The sequence below is a fragment of the Paenibacillus sp. FSL R5-0766 genome (genome assembly GCF_037971845.1).
Lineage (GTDB): Bacteria > Bacillota > Bacilli > Paenibacillales > Paenibacillaceae > Paenibacillus.
In genome coordinates this window covers 2,325,222-2,342,199 of sequence record NZ_CP150227.1, presented here as the reverse complement: position 1 = coordinate 2,342,199, position 16,978 = coordinate 2,325,222, and the positions used below count along the sequence as shown (strand labels likewise).

The window sequence follows — 16,978 nt, the reverse complement described above, 5'->3', positions numbered from 1 at the left end:
ATAATAATATTGATATTAATCACGGAATTCTTCTCTTATTTTGACCAAATATATCACGATTTTGATAATAAACATCCGATTCTTAAACATCATCACCAATCTATGGAAACGATTACATTAATAATGATACAAAAGGAGAATCTGATATGGAACGTGAACGATTACGGGAAGACCGGATTCACGGCAATGCCATGTATCCCGTCAGTGTGTACCCGGATATTCAACAACTGAACGGGGATAGCATCCTCGATTGCCACTGGCATGATGAGATGGAGTTCACCATGGTGACCCAGGGCTGCGCCGTCTTTCAGATTGATATGAACACCGTTGAGGTACAAGCTGGAGAAGCCATTTTCATCAATAGAGGCGAGATTCATGCGGGGTATCTGAAGGGCGATGTTCCCTGTGTATTCTCTTCCATTGTATTTAATCCCGAGCTGCTTGGTAGCCGTACCTTCGATACGGTCCAGGAGAAATTTATCGGTCCACTGGTACGCAAAACGGTAATTCCCCCCAGTCATATCAAGGCAGATGAGGATTGGGGACAAGAAATTCTGGAGCTCCTGAAACGTATATTTGCAGACCATGCTACCCGAACCGAAACGTGTGAAATGTCAACAAAAGCGTACCTTTACCTCGTATTTGCCCGAATGTTCGAACATATGAGACCTGCTCCGCTCAAAGGCACCGTGGCTACAGGGAGTCATGACAAGGTAGAGCGCCTGAAATCCGTGCTCGGTTATATCCACAAACGTTATCCTGAACCATTAAAGCTGAAAGAACTAGCCGATGAAGCGAATATGAGCGAAGGACACTTCTGCCGTTTTTTCAAACAGATGGTGCAGAAAACACCTGTAGATTACATTAACTATTACCGTGTTCAACAGGCCTGCGTTCAGCTTGAGAATACGGATCATAAGATTGTTGATATCGCCATGGATGTGGGTTTTGAGCATCTAAGCTACTTCATCACTACATTTAAAAAGCATAAAGCCACCACACCTTCACAGTATCGCAAAATGTTCTATGAGAACGTGGCCATGGATTCTGCCCTGGTTCAGGTGTAAAAGAAGAAGGTGCTCGCAGCTATTCAGCTGCAAACACCTTCTTTATCAACTTCCAATTCCCGAAAACTAACAACGTAACGCTCTGAGACACGTTGTTTCAGTAAGAACTCTTTCATATATTACTTCAAGCATTGCGCTAAGGAGCTTATTGGTGTCTCACTTTTTCAGGGTCTTCCATGAAGTGTACTCATGTACGGAGAAACCGTTAAAGGACGTATGAACTGAAGCCATTTTTTCGACCAACTTTAATTGTGTTTCCATATAAGCAGATCCCTCTTCATAAAAAGTAATGAAGTCGCCTTCCTTACTTTGCTTTGTTTCCACGGCGATCGAGATCGTCTTGCCAAGCAGAGCTGCTTCTGCAAGTTCATCCTTCGCTACACTATAGATTGCAGCAGCTGTATCCCGGTAAGCCATAATGGTGATGGAATCAAACTTGCGGATCATCCAGCTGCTAACCGCCATCGTTGAACCCGGAATTTTGTAGTTATCGAGCCAGAAAGGCAGATCAGCCGCTACCGGCATCTTCATCCGTGATGCTCGCTCAACAATGTACTCCACATTGCCTTGCCACTGGGTAATTACACTGGCCTGATTGATTTTCCACTGCGGGTGCACATGTGGCTCAATATCCAGATGAATACCAGCAAACTTCTCATTGGACAACGCCTGCGCCTGATATGCCTCGATCCAGTCCAGGAAAGAAGCAATCTGCTCCCGGCTTTCCGTCAACCCCCAGGCTGATCTTCCATCCATGACGTCAACCGCAATGTTCTTGGCTCTCGCCTGGCGAATAAAACTTTTATACTCGGGAATCTTTATATCCCGGTTCAACTGCAGATAGATCGTATTGATCTTGTTCGCTGTAGCGTAATTTAACACCTCTTGAGGATTACTTCGGATCTGGGTGGTATCCCATACCCAAGTCGCTCTCACTGGCACATCGAGTTTTCCATGAATCGTTGCATAACTTTCGACTGAACCATCCGCAATGGCTTTGGAAGAACAGGCTGTACTCACACACAGGATCAAACAACTCAGTAATAAGATAAAACGGTAACCCCTTTTGCTTTTCATATTTGTACACTCCCTCTGAAGTTATCAGCTCTGACGTGCAAATCTGGATGAAATTGTGTCGTTTCATATTCATTTAATGGATATTTATTAGGTACGACGAATTTGAATTGCTTCTATATGCAATATCATCTTTGAGACTCACTACGAAAGAATCATATAACTATATTTCGGGAATTCGTAGTTCTGTATGTATAGTTCAAAAGTCGCAATTATTTATTATTTTCAAATTCAATCCTTATTTCAGCATGACTTCAGTCATTATTGCCATATGTACACCAAGCTCCAGAAGACCTAGAAAGCGTTTTCTCTCAAAATACACCAAAAAACCGCCCTAAGGCGGCTTTATATGGAACCCTATTTAATGATGTCTAGTCGACATTTCCGTTCATTCATTACCCGATGGAGCTACCGGTGCATTGTCAACCACTTCATCGAAAAGAGACACCAGTTCAATACCTTCTGCCGAGATCCGCACAAGCCCCTTGTCGGACAAACGTAATTCTGGAATCACAACCAGCGCGAGCAACGAAAGCGTCATGAACGCATTATTCAACGTACATCCTGCGGACTGTAAAGCTTCACTGACTGCTGCCGATTGGGCTGCAACGACTTCAAAAGATTCGGTTGACATCAACCCTGCAATCCGTAGCGGGAATTCGGTTACCCCTGCTGCCGTTACCACGGCCACCCCGCCCTGCATACGAATGACGCGATTGCCGGCTTCAGCCATTAATGCATCATCATTACCGATAATCAACAGGTTGTGACTATCATGAGCAACTGTCATCGCAATCGCTGCAGGTGATGTGAAGCCGATGCCTCCAACAAGCGCTACCGCTCGATTCCCGGTTTGTTTGTGACGCTCCAATACCGCAATTTTGCATACTTCCCCTGAAGTTGAAACCACAACCTTGCCGTTCTCTACGGTAACAGGCAGGTGTTTCTCCTTTGTATCCACATGGTTCTCTGTCACATGAATGATTTTGGCACCAATGATCCCCTCTTGAATCGGCGCAGCCAACTCCAAATCTACTGGCTTAATATTAGCTTCTAACTTCACCGTGTTCAGCGCTTCCTCCGGGTACGTGAAACTGTCCCAGACCGCCGTCATTTTCCCGTTCTCAGCTACAACTTGCCCGGCAGCAATCGTCATGCCTACACGTACATCCGCCAACCGACCGTCCAGCAGAATAATATCGGCTATATTGCCCGGAATAATCGCACCAATGTCGCGCGCAACACCAAAGCGCTCAGCCGTGTTAATGGTTGCCATCTGGAAAGCCGTAACTGGCTTCACCCCTTGAGAGATTGCTAGACGAACAACAAAATCCATATGTCCTTCTTTGAGCAGCGATTCAGAACTTCGGTCATCTGTCACCAGCATCATCCGGCGTGTATCCAGTCCAAGCTCAGTGCAGGCTTTGATCGTCTCAGCCACATCATGCCATGCCGAACCTTGGCGCATCTTCGCGTACATTCCGAGTCGCAGACGTTCAACCACATCTTCCTTGGTCACACATTCATGATCCCCTGTAACACCACTCGCTGCGTAGGCTGGCAGACGCCAGTCATCTGCTGCCCAGGTGAAATGACCGTCTGCCACTTTACCTGCCCGGAGCGTCGCCTGTATCTCACCGATCATCGTCTCATCCCCATAGACCACTCCAGGGAAGTTCATCACTTCACCAAGACCAATCATGTCCGGACCCCAGGAAAGAGCCTCAGCTACCTCTTCAGGTCCGATATAAGCACCTGTTGTCTCCAATCCTGGATGTGTGGAAGGGACACAGGAAGCCACCTGCATATAAGCAGCCATCGGTGTGGTCCGTGCTTCATCTAGCATCAGTCTCAGACCTTTCAGACCAAGCACGTTGGAGATCTCATGTGGGTCAAAGAAACCTCCGGTCGTGCCTGAAGGCAATACCGCTCTCGCAAACTCGGTTACTTTCATCTGTGTACTTTCGATATGGCAGTGTCCATCCAGCAGACCAGGAGCGATATACTTACCGTTTGCTTCAATGATCCGGGTATGTTCTCCGATAGTGTGGCTTACATCTTTACCGACATAAGCGATTCGAGCTCCCTGTACAGCTATGGACATCTCAGGTAAAATCTCACCCGATATCACGTTTACCAGCGTACCTCCCCTAATGACCAAAGTCGCTGGCAAATCTCCCCGTGCTGTAGCGACCAGATCCGGTACACAATCGGCCATAAGTGGCCGTTCAAAAGATGATTTGTTCATTTTGTTACCTCCTTTAATAAACGATCCAAAAAAAATATATTGTTACGATTATATGAGTCCGGACTTCATGTGTAAAGAAAAATCACATCGATTGTGCTTAAATACAAATTATGCAGACGTATTTATCCACGGGACCCAATCCTTACGAATTCACGTTAGGTATTTTTATCAATACGATCACCTATATGGCTGTAACCTCATTACGTATAATTCCCTCGCTAAGCTAGCTTCTTCCCGATATATGTATCATATACAGAAAAACTCCCGTTCCATTGAACGGAAGCCTTCCTCATGCATATGAAGTATTATGTCAGTCCACTTGCGCAGTAGACACCTTGCCAAGATCATACCGTTCTTCCGACTGGGCGGTAATGAACGGACTCGGTGTGCCCACGCAGTAAACGTGCAGCAGATGCATCGCTCGTGTGCAAGCCGTATAGAACAACTTGCGTTCATGCTCCTGAGCATACTGCTCCGCAGAGCCGTCATAGATCAGGACAGCATCGAATTCCACACCTTTGGCCAGATACGCCGGGATCACATGAACACCCTGCTCAAAAGCCAGCGTCGTTTTCTTAATTAACTTCGGTGCTGTGGGGAGCGCCTTACTCAATGCAGCATGTACGTCTCTGCTCTCTTCGGCGGTTTTGCAGATAACTGCAACCGATTCGTACCCTTCCTTAATCAAGTGCTTGAGGTCTGTTGTGATGACATTCATATGACGCTCTGAATCAGAAGAAACGATCACTTTAGGTTTCTCACCGCTGCGGTTAAATGGAATAATCTCTTCCCCACCAGGCACCATGCCACGTGTAAACTCCACGATCTCCCGGGTAGATCGATAACTTCTGGTCAGCTCAATGACTTCCGTGTTGTCTGGTCCGTACAGGTTAGTCAAGGGTCCTGTTCCACTAAGTACTGAAGAGTGGGCATAGATTGCCTGATTAAAATCACCAAGTGCTGTTATTTTCGCCCGTGGGAACAATCTCTTCATAAATGCCAACTGAAACGCAGAATAGTCCTGGGCTTCATCAATAATGACATGACGAATATTCGAGTTAATATGGAATCCAAGCATAAGCTCACGCAAGTACAAGTATGGCGTAATATCTTCATATGCCAACTCCTGAAGCTTCAATCTGCGTAAAGTCATCTTACAGATTTCATCCCATTGAGCAGGCAGAGCTTCGTCACCCAGCAATCGCTCCATCTGAGCCTGATCGTTGAATAGATGTGCATATAATTGTCTTATATCAACGAATCGTAAGGACTTAATCCATTTCCGCAACGGTTTGAGTCGATCACTGACCACCATACGTGCCAGAATTTCTCTTTCCTGCTCGAAGTCATTAAATGTATGGGTCTTTCCTTTTTGTTTGCGCTTCAACCGTTGATACGCTCGTTGCAGATCCTCCGGCTCCATCAGATCAAGCTGCTGATCCACCCAAGGCGCATCCAGTTCACCTTTACCAAAGGCAGACAGTTCTTTCAGCATCCAATCCCGCAGCATCTCCAGTCGACTCACCAGCTTGACGGACGACTCGAAACTGTAGAACTTCTCAGCCATAGCCTCTGACGTGACAATCGCTCGGCCCTGGAAGCGTACCGGCTTGAATTTCATGCCACCTGACAACATGCTTTCCTTATAACGTGTAATGACTTTCAGGAAAGATTCGGATGACTTGAAGCGAATGCTGGACATGCGCACATCGTAATCAGGATCTTCCGTCCCCGTAAGTACATATTCGAGTTGAATAAACGGATCTTCCAGTTGATATTCACGACCCAAACGGCGCTCCAGATACTCCTGGAAGGTCGTTTGCAACATGTTTTCCTCCCCAAGCTCAGGCAGTACCGTGGAGACATAACTGTTGAACATTGGATTTGGTGAAAAAAGAACCATCTGATCCGCTTGCAGATGCTCGCGGTATTTATAGAGAAGATATGCCACACGCTGGAGCGCCGCGGATGTTTTGCCACTGCCGGCTGCGCCTTGCACAATGAGCATACGTGTCCGGTCATTACGGATAATCCGGTTTTGCTCCTTCTGAATGGTCGCTACAATACTCTTCATCTGTGCATCCGAAGTTCGACTGAGCACGGCCTGCAACAACTCATCACCAATCGTAACCCCCGTGTCAAACATAAAACGGATACGTCCGTCCCGAATGACAAACTGCCGCTTCATCTCTATATCACCGCTGATCTCCCCGCTTGGAGTCTGGTACGTGATTGGACCCGGCGCTCCGTCATAATACAGGTTGGAGATTGGTGCACGCCAGTCGTAGACCAGAAAGAACTCTTCCTTCTCATCCAACAACGATGCAATACCCAGATAAATGCGTTCTGCATTTGGATATCCGTCTTCCTTAAAATCAATGCGCCCAAAATACGGTGAATGATGCAGTCGTTTCATTTTGTCCAACGCAGCCGCTGTATTGAGATGACTGCGCTCCCGATCGGACAGTACCTGTGACTGCTGCCGCATACTGGTTGAAGTTTCCCCTACATCATCCGCTTCACTAAAGTTCATTGTGACTTCATCCCAGAAGTCTTTTCTCATGCCAACCACTTCGTCACGGAAGGAACCAACTTCATCTTCCAGCGTTGAGATCTTGCGTTCAATCTGATCGGTCACGGTGTTGACCCGTTGTTGTTCCACATTCCATTGCTGATCTGTACTCATATGTTAATAGCCCCTCTTTCCCCGGATTGTGTCCTCAAAATCCCATTTGACAAGCCCGAAAAGGCAATGGTATAATTATTAGAAAGTAAACATTTTAATTATATGTTAATTAGTTCTAATTTTCTGAAAACCATTTTTTATTGTACCAGTGACAACGTCCCGATGCAAGCGGAGGCGTTTTTTGTTGTTTTCTTCTTCATTATTACCCAATCACCGGGTCCTCATCTGACTTAGCTACTTCTGCCTGTTTTCGTAATTCTTCAATCGTCTCTTTCCAGCGTGCAATTGCTCCAAGTTCATCTTTTAATTGAAAGGTTATTCCTGAAGTGATCTCCGCATATGGCGCGTGATCCACACGTACATGGAGCACTTGTGCTTCAAAACGATCCCTCGGATGAACAGCGCCCTTAATCTCAGGCAACCGTTCTACTTCTATACGGATATGCAGCAATCGATGTCCTTGAACCGCAATCAAGGTAGCCTTGCCTGTTTTGCTCATGTTCATACTGGTCTGTGTACCTGGCCATAGAGCAAGTCTAAGCTGATGCGGATTTATCGCAATCACTTCCCCCATACTGATCATGGCCTGATGCGGCCATTGATCCTCGGACACGGTCAGCAGTTGCATGGCTTCATGCTGTTTATGCGCCAGATTTGTCCCACTCAACCATTCCATTAGTTCAGCGTCCAATTCCTCTATAATCATGTCTCTATCCCTCAGTTCGTTAATATTCATTCATGCCCTTCAGCCGTATGTATGACAAAACAACCCGGACACGATTGTCCGGGCAATGTTGTAACTACATTGTATATGATCGCCAAGCAGGAGCGCAATTCGCACTTAGAGGTTGTTCAAAAAGTCTAATTTTGATTACGAATCATGCCTAACGGCATCATCAGCATCGAATATGAAATTCAGCCGAAATGTCCGTTGCTCACGTAGTTTTCCTACGCTCCGCTACTCCATTTCTATCTTCATTCCATCTTCTTGGTACTGAAAACCAGACTTTTTGAACTTGAATTTAAGGCCACTTAAGCCAATTCAAAATTTTATCCTGTGATTCTTTGTCTTCACTTGCGCTATGCACATGTTCGGCAAGTCGATTCAAACGTTCCAGTTGATATCCGTAATCATAGATCGCTGCAGCCACGATGGACAATCGTAACATCCCTTCCTTGTCGATATCAAACTGGGTGATTGCCTGCTCCATGAAACGGTCATTATCCAATACAAACTGTGCGGCCTCTTCCCCATTAGGCTTCAGCTTATCCTCGAACTTGAGCAGTGCATGCTCATGGAATTTGATAACCAGTTCAAGATGAGAGTCAAAAAACTGATCCATGGCCGTTGTCCGCGGTGCCTGGAAATAGTGGCGTTCCACCGAATCCAGCACCTCATACCCTTTTTGCAAACTCAGCAGCATTTGTTTGTAGACCACCATCTGACGAGTTTCGCTGAATTTCGAACGTTTCATCTTTTTCTGTTCCTCTTCGAACAAGTTATACTTGTCGGACAAAGACTTAATGGAACCGCCCAGGTTACTTTTTTCCTCCCGGAATACAACTTCCTTGATCTCATCCGAGATCGAGGTTCGCAGAAGCAACGACATACCGCTGAATACACTATGGATCTGCTTCACGAACTGAACCTTCGGTTTCGGAGGAAATACAGTAATGTTGATGAGAAACGCCGATACAATACCAACCAGTGTCAACAGAAAACGATTGAGTGCAAAATGCCAGTCACCCGATGCTTCCATAATGGATACAACCGTGACCAGTGTAAGGCCAACCGTCTCACCCATATTCAATTTAAGACAGATCATGATGACAAGTACAATAATTAATCCAACGGCGATTGGCTCATTGGACAACACCATGCCCCCCACCAGGGCGACAATAGCTCCCAGCGTGGTCGTTTGCAATTGATCCAGGAAGTATTTCCAGGAACGATAGATCGAAGGCTGCATGGCGAATATAGCCGCGATTGCGGCAGGCACGGGAGATTGCGGGTTCAAGAACAGGCTGCTTAGGTACAAGGCAAGCGTGACCGCAATCCCCGTCTTAAGTACACGCGCACCAAACGACATGGTGATGACCCCTCCTCTCTACCGAACCTGAAATTTTACATTTGATAATCATGTTCATTATTACCCCATATTTCTTTTTTTGCCTGAATTCATTCAGGAGAACGATTTATTGTACCATGTAAGGTCTTCCGTTGCCATGTCATAAGTCAGTGGTATTGTGAAATTGATTTCTTTATGTATGTTAATACACATTATTAACATACATAAAGAAGCAAATCTTCAAAATGGATTTTCGCCACTTCAAAGATTCGCCTCTGTTACTTATGATACCTCTGTGGAATGCTCATGCTTATTATGCCTGCCTAACGGTCCGTGCCCTCCCATTCCCTTTTGAACTGGTCCACAAACTGCACCATATAATCATGACGCTGTTCCGCCAGCTCCTTGCCATAGGAGGTATTCATCAGATCCTTGAGCTTGAACAACTTCTCGTAAAAGTGATTTATCGTTGTGCTGCGCCCATTGCGATATTCCTCACGGGTCATCTGCTCCCGTGGGGGAAGGGACGGATCGTACATCTCGCGCCCTCTGGCGCCTGAAAAGGCAAAGGTTCGCGCGATCCCAATCGCACCCAATGCATCCAGTCGATCCGCATCCTGTACAACCTGTGCTTCAAGCGAGCTGACCGCAGGACGCTGTCCTCCCGCATATGAGATGGTGCTAATAATACCCACAACCTTATTACGTATATCCGGGTCAAGAGGCTGGGTATCCAGCCAGTCATTCAGTTTGGCCATCCCGGCTTCCAAGCTCTCATTCAGCTTCTCATCCGGTACATCATGTAATAATGCAGCCAGTTCACAGACAAATGGATCTGCACCCATACGGTGAGCGAGTTCAACCGCAAGTGCGGTTACCCGTTCAATGTGCGGCCAGTCATGACCATCACTATGCTTGGATGAGTCCCCTTGAACAAAGGATCGGGCGGCGCGCAGAACAGCCTCTCCTGCCGTTATTCCATCTATATTATGCATGTGCCCTAATTCTTGCAGATTCCCACCAGGTTGAAGAGGGTTCTCTGACATCTTACGATTCCCCGCCTTCACGGGCCTGTTCACGAGGAATACGTCGAGCTACACCCGTCTTAATAGCTGCTTCAATTACGCGACTGCGCATCGATTTGACTACTTTATCATTGAACACACTCGGAATAATGTAATAACGTGTACGCTCTTCGTCCGTAATGGCCGAAGCAATCGCTTGCGCGGCTGCCAGCTTCATTTCTTCATTAATTTCGGTGGCTCGGCAATCCAAAACTGCCCTGAACATGCCCGGGAAACATAACACATTGTTAATCTGATTCGGATAATCGGATCGTCCTGTTGCCATTACAGCAACAATGTCTTCCACCAAGGCAGGCATAATCTCAGGTACCGGGTTTGCCATTGCAAACACGATTGGATCTTCTGCCATGGTCTGCACATCTTCGCGAGTTAACAGATTCCCGCGGGACAGGCCAATGAACACATCGGCTCCACGAATGACATCACGCAGCGAGCCAGTCTCCAGTTCGGGATTAGTACGAGCTGCATAATCACTCCAGACTTCATTCTCATAGGTTTGTGTCCGTACAATCGCACCTTCACGATCGACACCTATAAGCCGGCTGGCTCCCGCGGACAATAAGATGTTACTGCATGCTACACCTGCTGCACCGATACCACAGACCACAATCTTCACATCTTCAATGGACTTGCCCACCAGTTTGAGCGCATTGATCAGACCGGCGTATAACACAACCGCTGTGCCATGCTGGTCGTCATGAAATACAGGAATGTCCAATTCCTCATTCAGACGACGCTCAATTTCGAAACAACGCGGTGACGAAATATCCTCCAGATTAATGCCGCCAAAACCAGGTGATATCGCTTTCACAGTACGTATGATTTCCTCGGTATCCTGTGTATCCAGGCAGATTGGGAAAGCATCCACACCTGCAAATTGTTTGAATAACATCGCTTTACCTTCCATGACAGGCATCGCTGCACGAGGCCCAATATTACCAAGCCCAAGCACTGCACTGCCATCAGATATGACGGCCACTGTATTCCGTTTAATTGTCAATGAGAAGGCTTTGCCGGGTTCTTCTGAAATGGCTGAACATACACGTGCCACATCCGGTGTGTACACACGTGACAGATCTTCCCGGTTTTGAATCGGGGTCTTCGGTGTTACTTCGATCTTACCGCCCAGATGAAGCAGGAACGTCCGATCCGATACGTTAATAATGGACACACCTTTGAGCTGGCGCACCCCTTCTATAATTTTACTGTTATCTTGTGCATCTGTAACGGCGACCGTCAAGTCGCGCACGCTTACATCCTGATTGGTGGAAATCACGTCGATGGCAATGATGTCTCCCCCAGCTTCCGAGATGGCCGAAGCCACTTCGCCAAACTTGATATCCTTAGTTGTCATTTCCAGTCGAATAATAATGCTGTTACCATCCAGATTCCTTTGATTCATTTCCATTCCTCCCAGACTGAAAGTCTTGAGTTACATGTTACGTGTTTGTCTTCGCTACGCGGACACGTTTATCCTTTATCTTGTCCAGAAAAAGTCGTTCAACAGCCAAATGCATAAAATAAAAAAGATGCCCTGAACACCAATTCAGGCGTTCAGGGCAATCTCTTCTTAATACTAACTTCATTTATTTAGTAACATACAGAATCTACATTATTTCCGGGCAGCCGGTCTGCGCAGAACACAAATGTCATATGGCTTCAAGCTGAGACTTGCTTCCACAGCATCACCACTGAGCAGATCGGTATAGGACTGTCCATCTAGTTCAACCAGCTTCTCATCTGGTGTGTAGTTCTGTACAAACACATAATCTGCTGTACCATCTGTACGTGTATGTGCCGTTGTTCCGGCAGGCAGCTCGGTTTCAAGTCCACGCTCAATGTTCAGGTCAGCGATTAGTTTCGCATAGAAATCATCATAGAATGGCGCTTTCAGACGTGTCGCTACGTAATATGCTTTTCCTGAACCCAACTGGTTAACCGTCAATGCCGGACGTCCGGCATAAAAGTCAGAACGGTACGTAGCCAGTGACTTCGCGCCTTCCAGATGAATCAGATCACACAGTTCAATTGCATCATACGCTGTATTGAGGTGAAGCTCATTGCCCTTCTCCGGAATGATTCCGTTCAGATCACGGTCATGCAATCCGTCAATTTCCTCGGACCAGATGCCAAGTGTCTTACGAAGTGGGCCCGGGAATCCACCCAGGAAACACAGATCGTTTTCGTTAACAATACCAGACCAGTAAGTTGCTACAAACGTACCACCTTGTTCTACAAACTTCTCAATGCGTTCCCCAACACCTTCACGTACCAGATAGAGCATTGGCGCAATCAGCAACTTATACTTGGACAGATCTGCATCCATATCAATAACGTCTACAGCGACTCCCTTTTTCCAAAACGCTTCATAATGCTCTTCCACCGTCTGCTCATACTTCACACCGATATTACGCGGACCCTGGGAATCATTAACGGCCCAGCGGTTTTCCCAATCAAATATGATTGCAACTTCTGCCGGAACCGCTGTTCCTACAATAGCTTCCATGCCTTCAAGAGCCGTTCCTACGTCGGTGACATCTTGGAACACTCGAGTGTGTTCCGTTCCTACGTGGTCTACCACCGCACCATGAAGTTTCTCACTGGACCCCCGGCTTTTTCTCCACTGGAAGTACTGTACACTATCGGAACCGTGTGCCACAGCCTGGAGAGAAGAGAGCAGATGCATGCCAGGTTTTTTCAACTTGCTGACATCTTGCCAATTCGTAGAACTTGGAGTACTCTCCATCAGCAAGAACGGCCGACCGCCTTTGATGGAACGAACGATATCATGCATCATGGCGATCCGGGATGCCTGTTTCGCGTCGTCATCTGCATCATGCCAAGTCGGATAACTGTCCCAAGAGAGGAAATCCAGAATATCGGCGAACTTCCAATAGTTCAGACCCCCATAGAATTCCATCAGGTTGGTTGTGACTGGCAGATCAGGATTCTGAGCTTTCAATGGTTTTGTTTCATGCACGATAAAATCAGCTGTCTGATCCGTAACAAAACGGCGCCAATCCAGATTCATTGCGTGTACCTGTGTCTCACCGTGTGGAGCCGGAGATTCCACTTGACTCCAGTCTGTAACCGTATGGCTCCAGAATGTGGTCCACCACGAATGATTCAGTTCATCGAGTGTTTTATACTTCTTCTGAACCCAACCACGGAATGCTTCCTGACAATAATCACAATGACAGTCTCCGCCGAACTCGTTCGAGATATGCCAGCCAATTACAGCCGGATGATCCGAATAACGTTCTGCCAGTTTTGTGTTGATCGCAGTAACCTTCTCACGGTATACCGGGGAAGTATAACAATGGTTGTGACGGAAACCATGCAGATTGCGGACACGCTTCTCGGATACGCGGAGCACTTCCGGGTACTTCGCGGACATCCAGGCAGGTCTGGCACCACTTGGTGTAGCGAGGAATGCATAGATACCGTTTGCTGCAAAACGATCCAACACCTGATCCAGCCATTCAAACGTGTATACGCCCTCTTCTGGCTCAAGGGATACCCATGAGAAGATACCAATGGACATCACGTTACACTTGGCAAGCTTCATCAAGCGAATATCTTCTTCCAGAACTTCAGGATAGCGGAGCCATTGCTCCGGGTTATAGTCTGCGCCATGCAACATGTGCGGGGCTTTGGAACTTACAGGTGGAAATTTGTATGTCATAAGGACAACTCCCTTGCATTAATTACTGTTTTTTTAGTTTATATACGTTAACAACGACTTCACAAAAGATACGTATTACGCTAGATTACACGTATGTCACAACATCTGATTCTTCAACAGTAGCGAGTGCTGTAAACGATTCCAACTTGCGACCTTTAAAATCAAACATGGTGAGGTTGCCCCAGTTATTCGGATGACCGACGGACCATTCTTCTTTACTTGGTATCCAGGCAGGTTCCCAATAATAGAATCCGTGCCCCAAACCACCAGGAACTTCGCGAATAATCTGCAATAGATCCTTCAGATATTTGGTCTGTCCCTCTACACTTGCAGGGTATCCCGGTAACAACATATCTTCCTGATTCAAAATCCATTCAATGCCTTCCGGCTGCTCCAGCGTCCATGGATAAGCGGTTTCAACTACATTGATCGGTTTGCCATAACGCTCAGCCAGATCATGCAGATTGTCACGTAACGCATCAAGTGTGCCATGCCACCAAGGATAATACGAGAGACCAATGATATCGAACTCCACACCCAGTGCTTCAAATCGATCGTAAAACTTGCGGCTCTCGGCGTTATCTCCACCACGATCAATATGTATCATAATCTGAATATCCGCGTCAACGGATTTGACCGCAGCAATTCCGTACTTCACAAGGCCTGCAAAACGCTCCCACTGTTCATCCGTATCATGCTCTTCTCCACCAACACGTCCCTCATTCCATAACATGCCTGGTGTAATCTCGTTGCCCACCTGCACCATGTCCGGAAGCGCATCGTGTTCCTTCAACGTTCTCAGAACGTCAGCCGTATACATGCATACCGCACGTTGAAGTTCTTCATAAGACAGATTCTCCCATGCTTTCGGCTTCCATTGATTGGCGGGATCAGCCCAGCGATCAGAATAATGGAAATCAAGCAAAAATTTCAATCCCTGTTCCTTGATCCGTTTGGCTATCTCCACCGTCCGTTCCAGATTGCAGAATCCACCAACAGGATCATTCCAGATTCGAAGTCGTATCGCGTTAGCGTCATTAATCTTCAGGATGGACAGCAAGTCTTGTTCCTTGCCATCCACATCACTATAACTCCCGCCATGCTGTTCGATTTCATCCATAAAGGACACATCCATTCCCAGAATGAATGTCTTTTCCGTCAAGTTGCTCACTGTATCAACCTCCATTAATTTGGGGTACAGGCTCAGCCTTTAACTGAGCCCAACGTCATACCTTTAACAAAGAAACGTTGCAGGAAAGGATACACAATCAAGATCGGTGCACTTCCGATGAAGATCTGAGCAGCCCTTACCGTCGTTTGAGAGAGAGCTTCCATTTCTTTTGGATTCATGCTCATGCTACTCATATCACGTCCAATAATGACCGTTTGCATAAATGTAGCAAGTGGGTAATCCTTGGCGTTATTCATGTAGAGCAACCCATCAAACCAGGAATTCCAGTGGAACACCATACTGAACAATGCAATTGTTGCAATGGACGGCATCGAGATGGGAAGGAAGATCCTGAACAATGTTCTGAAATGGTTAGCTCCATCCATGAGCGCCGCTTCCTCCAGCTCTTTTGGAATACCGCGGAAGAAGTTCAGCATCAGAATGACAAGGAATGTGTTAACTGCTCCTGGGAGTACCAGTACCCAGAAGGAATCCATCAACCCGATCTTCTGGATAACCATGTAGAACGGCACCAGTCCCCCGTTGAAAATCATACTGAATACAAAAATCCAGGAGTAGATCGTTCTGCCTTTGAATTCACTATTCTCTTTGGACAACGGATACGCTGCCAGGAACGTAATCAGCAAGGTAATAGCTGTACCAATCACTGTACGTAGAAGTGAAATCCAGAGCGAGTTCAAGAAAATTGGATTGTTCATCGTTTTTTTGTAAGCCTCAAGTGAAAATCCTACGGGCCAGAGATTGACCAGATTGGCGTCGGCAGCTGCCTTCGTACTAAAGGATACAGCCAGTACATGAACCATCGGTATGATACACATAATGGCGATCAAAATCAGAAAGCAGGTATTGACTATATTAAACACGCGATAAGGCAATGATTTATGATACATCGTGGTCCCTTCTTTCTCTGTTCATTCATTTAGAATATGCGATATCCAGCGTATTTTTTGGCTAAGCTGTACGATACAAGAATCAAGATCATACTAATGACCGATTTGAACAATCCGATCGCGGTTGCAAAGCCCATCTCACCATTCTGCATTGCGGAACGATATACGAATGTATCAATGATGTCACCCGTTTGATATACGAGCGGGTTATACAAGTTGAATATCTGGTCAAATCCGGCATTCAGTACGTTACCAAGTGCCAGTGTTCCTACAACCATCAGCATCGGCACAAGCGAAGGGATTGTAATGTGCAGTGTCTGTTTCCAGCGTCCTGCTCCGTCAATTTCCGCTGCTTCGTACAATGCTGGATTAATTCCGGCAAGGGCAGCCAGAAAGACAATCATGTTATAGCCAAATTCTTTCCACACATCTGTCAGAATGACCGTAGATCGGAACCAACTGTTGTCTCCTAGAAAGAAATATGGCCCGAGTCCAAAGGTTCCCAGAACCCGGTTAACTAAGCCGCCTGTTGACAACAGATCTATCAAAATCCCGCCCAGAATGACCCAGGACAAGAAGTGAGGTAAATAGACAAGTGTTTGAATCGTTCGCTGTATAGCCATCTTGCGAACCTCATTCAAAAGAATGGCAAAAACAAATGGGACAAATAAATTAAAAATCAGTTTAAGTACAGCAATAATCAATGTGTTCCAGATGACCTGTAAGCTGTCTTCACGTTCAAACAGATATCTAAAGTTGTCCAGCCCAACCCATTCAGAACCGCTAATCCCAAGCCATGGCTTGTAGTTCTGGAATGCCATAATGATCCCGCCCATAGGCACATAACTGAAGATGATCAGAAAGATAATGGCTGGCAACAGCATAACGTGGAATGGCCAAGTGCGTTTCAAAGTTCTCATGATTGCTCCCCCTGTATTTCTTCCTACTCAAGTACTCCCTGAGTGGCTTATAATGCGATTAT

12 protein-coding genes are annotated in these 16,978 nt (G+C 46.4%); 1 reads left to right on the top strand and 11 read right to left on the bottom strand.

The window, feature by feature from the left end; translation table 11 throughout:
- Positions 1–146 precede the first annotated feature (146 nt).
- Positions 147–1,067 carry an AraC family transcriptional regulator gene (locus tag MKY66_RS10620; RefSeq protein WP_076208969.1) on the top strand — a complete coding sequence of 307 codons (921 nt, stop codon included), beginning with the start codon at positions 147–149 and terminating at the stop codon, positions 1,065–1,067.
- 156 nt (positions 1,068–1,223) lie between these two features.
- On the opposite strand, the gene MKY66_RS10615 is transcribed toward MKY66_RS10620, so the two are convergent.
- From MKY66_RS10615 to MKY66_RS10565, 11 genes are all read right to left on the bottom strand, one after another.
- Positions 1,224–2,144, bottom strand: coding sequence for a hypothetical protein (locus tag MKY66_RS10615; protein WP_076208970.1), 921 nt, complete (start codon positions 2,142–2,144; stop codon positions 1,224–1,226).
- 385 nt (positions 2,145–2,529) lie between these two features.
- Positions 2,530–4,389, bottom strand: coding sequence for an adenine deaminase C-terminal domain-containing protein (locus MKY66_RS10610; RefSeq protein WP_076208971.1), 1,860 nt, complete (start codon positions 4,387–4,389; stop codon positions 2,530–2,532).
- A 310-nt stretch (positions 4,390–4,699) separates the two neighbouring features.
- Positions 4,700–7,075 (bottom strand): RNA polymerase recycling motor HelD, encoded by a 2,376-nt coding sequence (gene helD, locus MKY66_RS10605; RefSeq protein WP_076208972.1) that lies wholly within the window; start codon positions 7,073–7,075, stop codon positions 4,700–4,702.
- A gap of 202 nt (positions 7,076–7,277) precedes the next feature.
- On the bottom strand, positions 7,278–7,811 hold the full coding sequence (locus MKY66_RS10600) for a hypothetical protein (RefSeq protein ID WP_083656914.1): 534 nt from the start codon (positions 7,809–7,811) through the stop codon (positions 7,278–7,280).
- Between the two features lie 286 nt (positions 7,812–8,097).
- Positions 8,098–9,165 (bottom strand): aromatic acid exporter family protein, encoded by a 1,068-nt coding sequence (locus MKY66_RS10595; RefSeq protein WP_017689291.1) that lies wholly within the window; start codon positions 9,163–9,165, stop codon positions 8,098–8,100.
- A gap of 302 nt (positions 9,166–9,467) precedes the next feature.
- The gene (locus MKY66_RS10590; protein ID WP_083656915.1) at positions 9,468–10,190 is read right to left on the bottom strand and encodes an HD domain-containing protein; all 723 of its coding nucleotides are present in this window, start codon (positions 10,188–10,190) and stop codon (positions 9,468–9,470) included.
- 1 nt (position 10,191) lies between these two features.
- Complete coding sequence (locus MKY66_RS10585) at positions 10,192–11,631, bottom strand: NAD-dependent malic enzyme (protein WP_076208973.1); 1,440 nt, start codon at positions 11,629–11,631, stop codon at positions 10,192–10,194.
- Positions 11,632–11,841: 210 nt separating this feature from the next.
- Positions 11,842–13,914, bottom strand: a complete 2,073-nt coding sequence (locus MKY66_RS10580) for a beta-galactosidase (RefSeq protein WP_076208974.1) — start codon at positions 13,912–13,914, stop codon at positions 11,842–11,844.
- Between the two features lie 85 nt (positions 13,915–13,999).
- Complete coding sequence (locus tag MKY66_RS10575) at positions 14,000–15,085, bottom strand: arabinogalactan endo-1,4-beta-galactosidase (protein ID WP_083656916.1); 1,086 nt, start codon at positions 15,083–15,085, stop codon at positions 14,000–14,002.
- Positions 15,086–15,117: 32 nt separating this feature from the next.
- The gene (locus MKY66_RS10570) at positions 15,118–15,996 is read right to left on the bottom strand and encodes a carbohydrate ABC transporter permease (RefSeq protein WP_017689296.1); all 879 of its coding nucleotides are present in this window, start codon (positions 15,994–15,996) and stop codon (positions 15,118–15,120) included.
- A gap of 29 nt (positions 15,997–16,025) precedes the next feature.
- A complete protein-coding gene (locus tag MKY66_RS10565; protein WP_074094500.1) occupies positions 16,026–16,916 on the bottom strand; it encodes an ABC transporter permease subunit in 891 nt (296 codons plus the stop codon).
- Positions 16,917–16,978: the final 62 nt, after the last annotated feature.

Coding starts and splice junctions, on each gene's coding strand:
- MKY66_RS10610 (WP_076208971.1), bottom strand. CDS start 4,389: ATGAACAAATCATCTTTTGAACGGCCACTTATGGCCGATTGTGTACCG.
- MKY66_RS10565 (WP_074094500.1), bottom strand. CDS start 16,916: ATGAGAACTTTGAAACGCACTTGGCCATTCCACGTTATGCTGTTGCCA.
- MKY66_RS10590 (WP_083656915.1), bottom strand. CDS start 10,190: ATGTCAGAGAACCCTCTTCAACCTGGTGGGAATCTGCAAGAATTAGGG.
- MKY66_RS10620 (WP_076208969.1), top strand. CDS start 147: ATGGAACGTGAACGATTACGGGAAGACCGGATTCACGGCAATGCCATG.
- MKY66_RS10585 (WP_076208973.1), bottom strand. CDS start 11,631: ATGAATCAAAGGAATCTGGATGGTAACAGCATTATTATTCGACTGGAA.
- MKY66_RS10580 (WP_076208974.1), bottom strand. CDS start 13,914: ATGACATACAAATTTCCACCTGTAAGTTCCAAAGCCCCGCACATGTTG.
- MKY66_RS10570 (WP_017689296.1), bottom strand. CDS start 15,996: ATGTATCATAAATCATTGCCTTATCGCGTGTTTAATATAGTCAATACC.
- MKY66_RS10595 (WP_017689291.1), bottom strand. CDS start 9,165: ATGTCGTTTGGTGCGCGTGTACTTAAGACGGGGATTGCGGTCACGCTT.
- helD (WP_076208972.1), bottom strand. CDS start 7,075: ATGAGTACAGATCAGCAATGGAATGTGGAACAACAACGGGTCAACACC.
- MKY66_RS10600 (WP_083656914.1), bottom strand. CDS start 7,811: ATGAATATTAACGAACTGAGGGATAGAGACATGATTATAGAGGAATTG.
- MKY66_RS10615 (WP_076208970.1), bottom strand. CDS start 2,144: ATGAAAAGCAAAAGGGGTTACCGTTTTATCTTATTACTGAGTTGTTTG.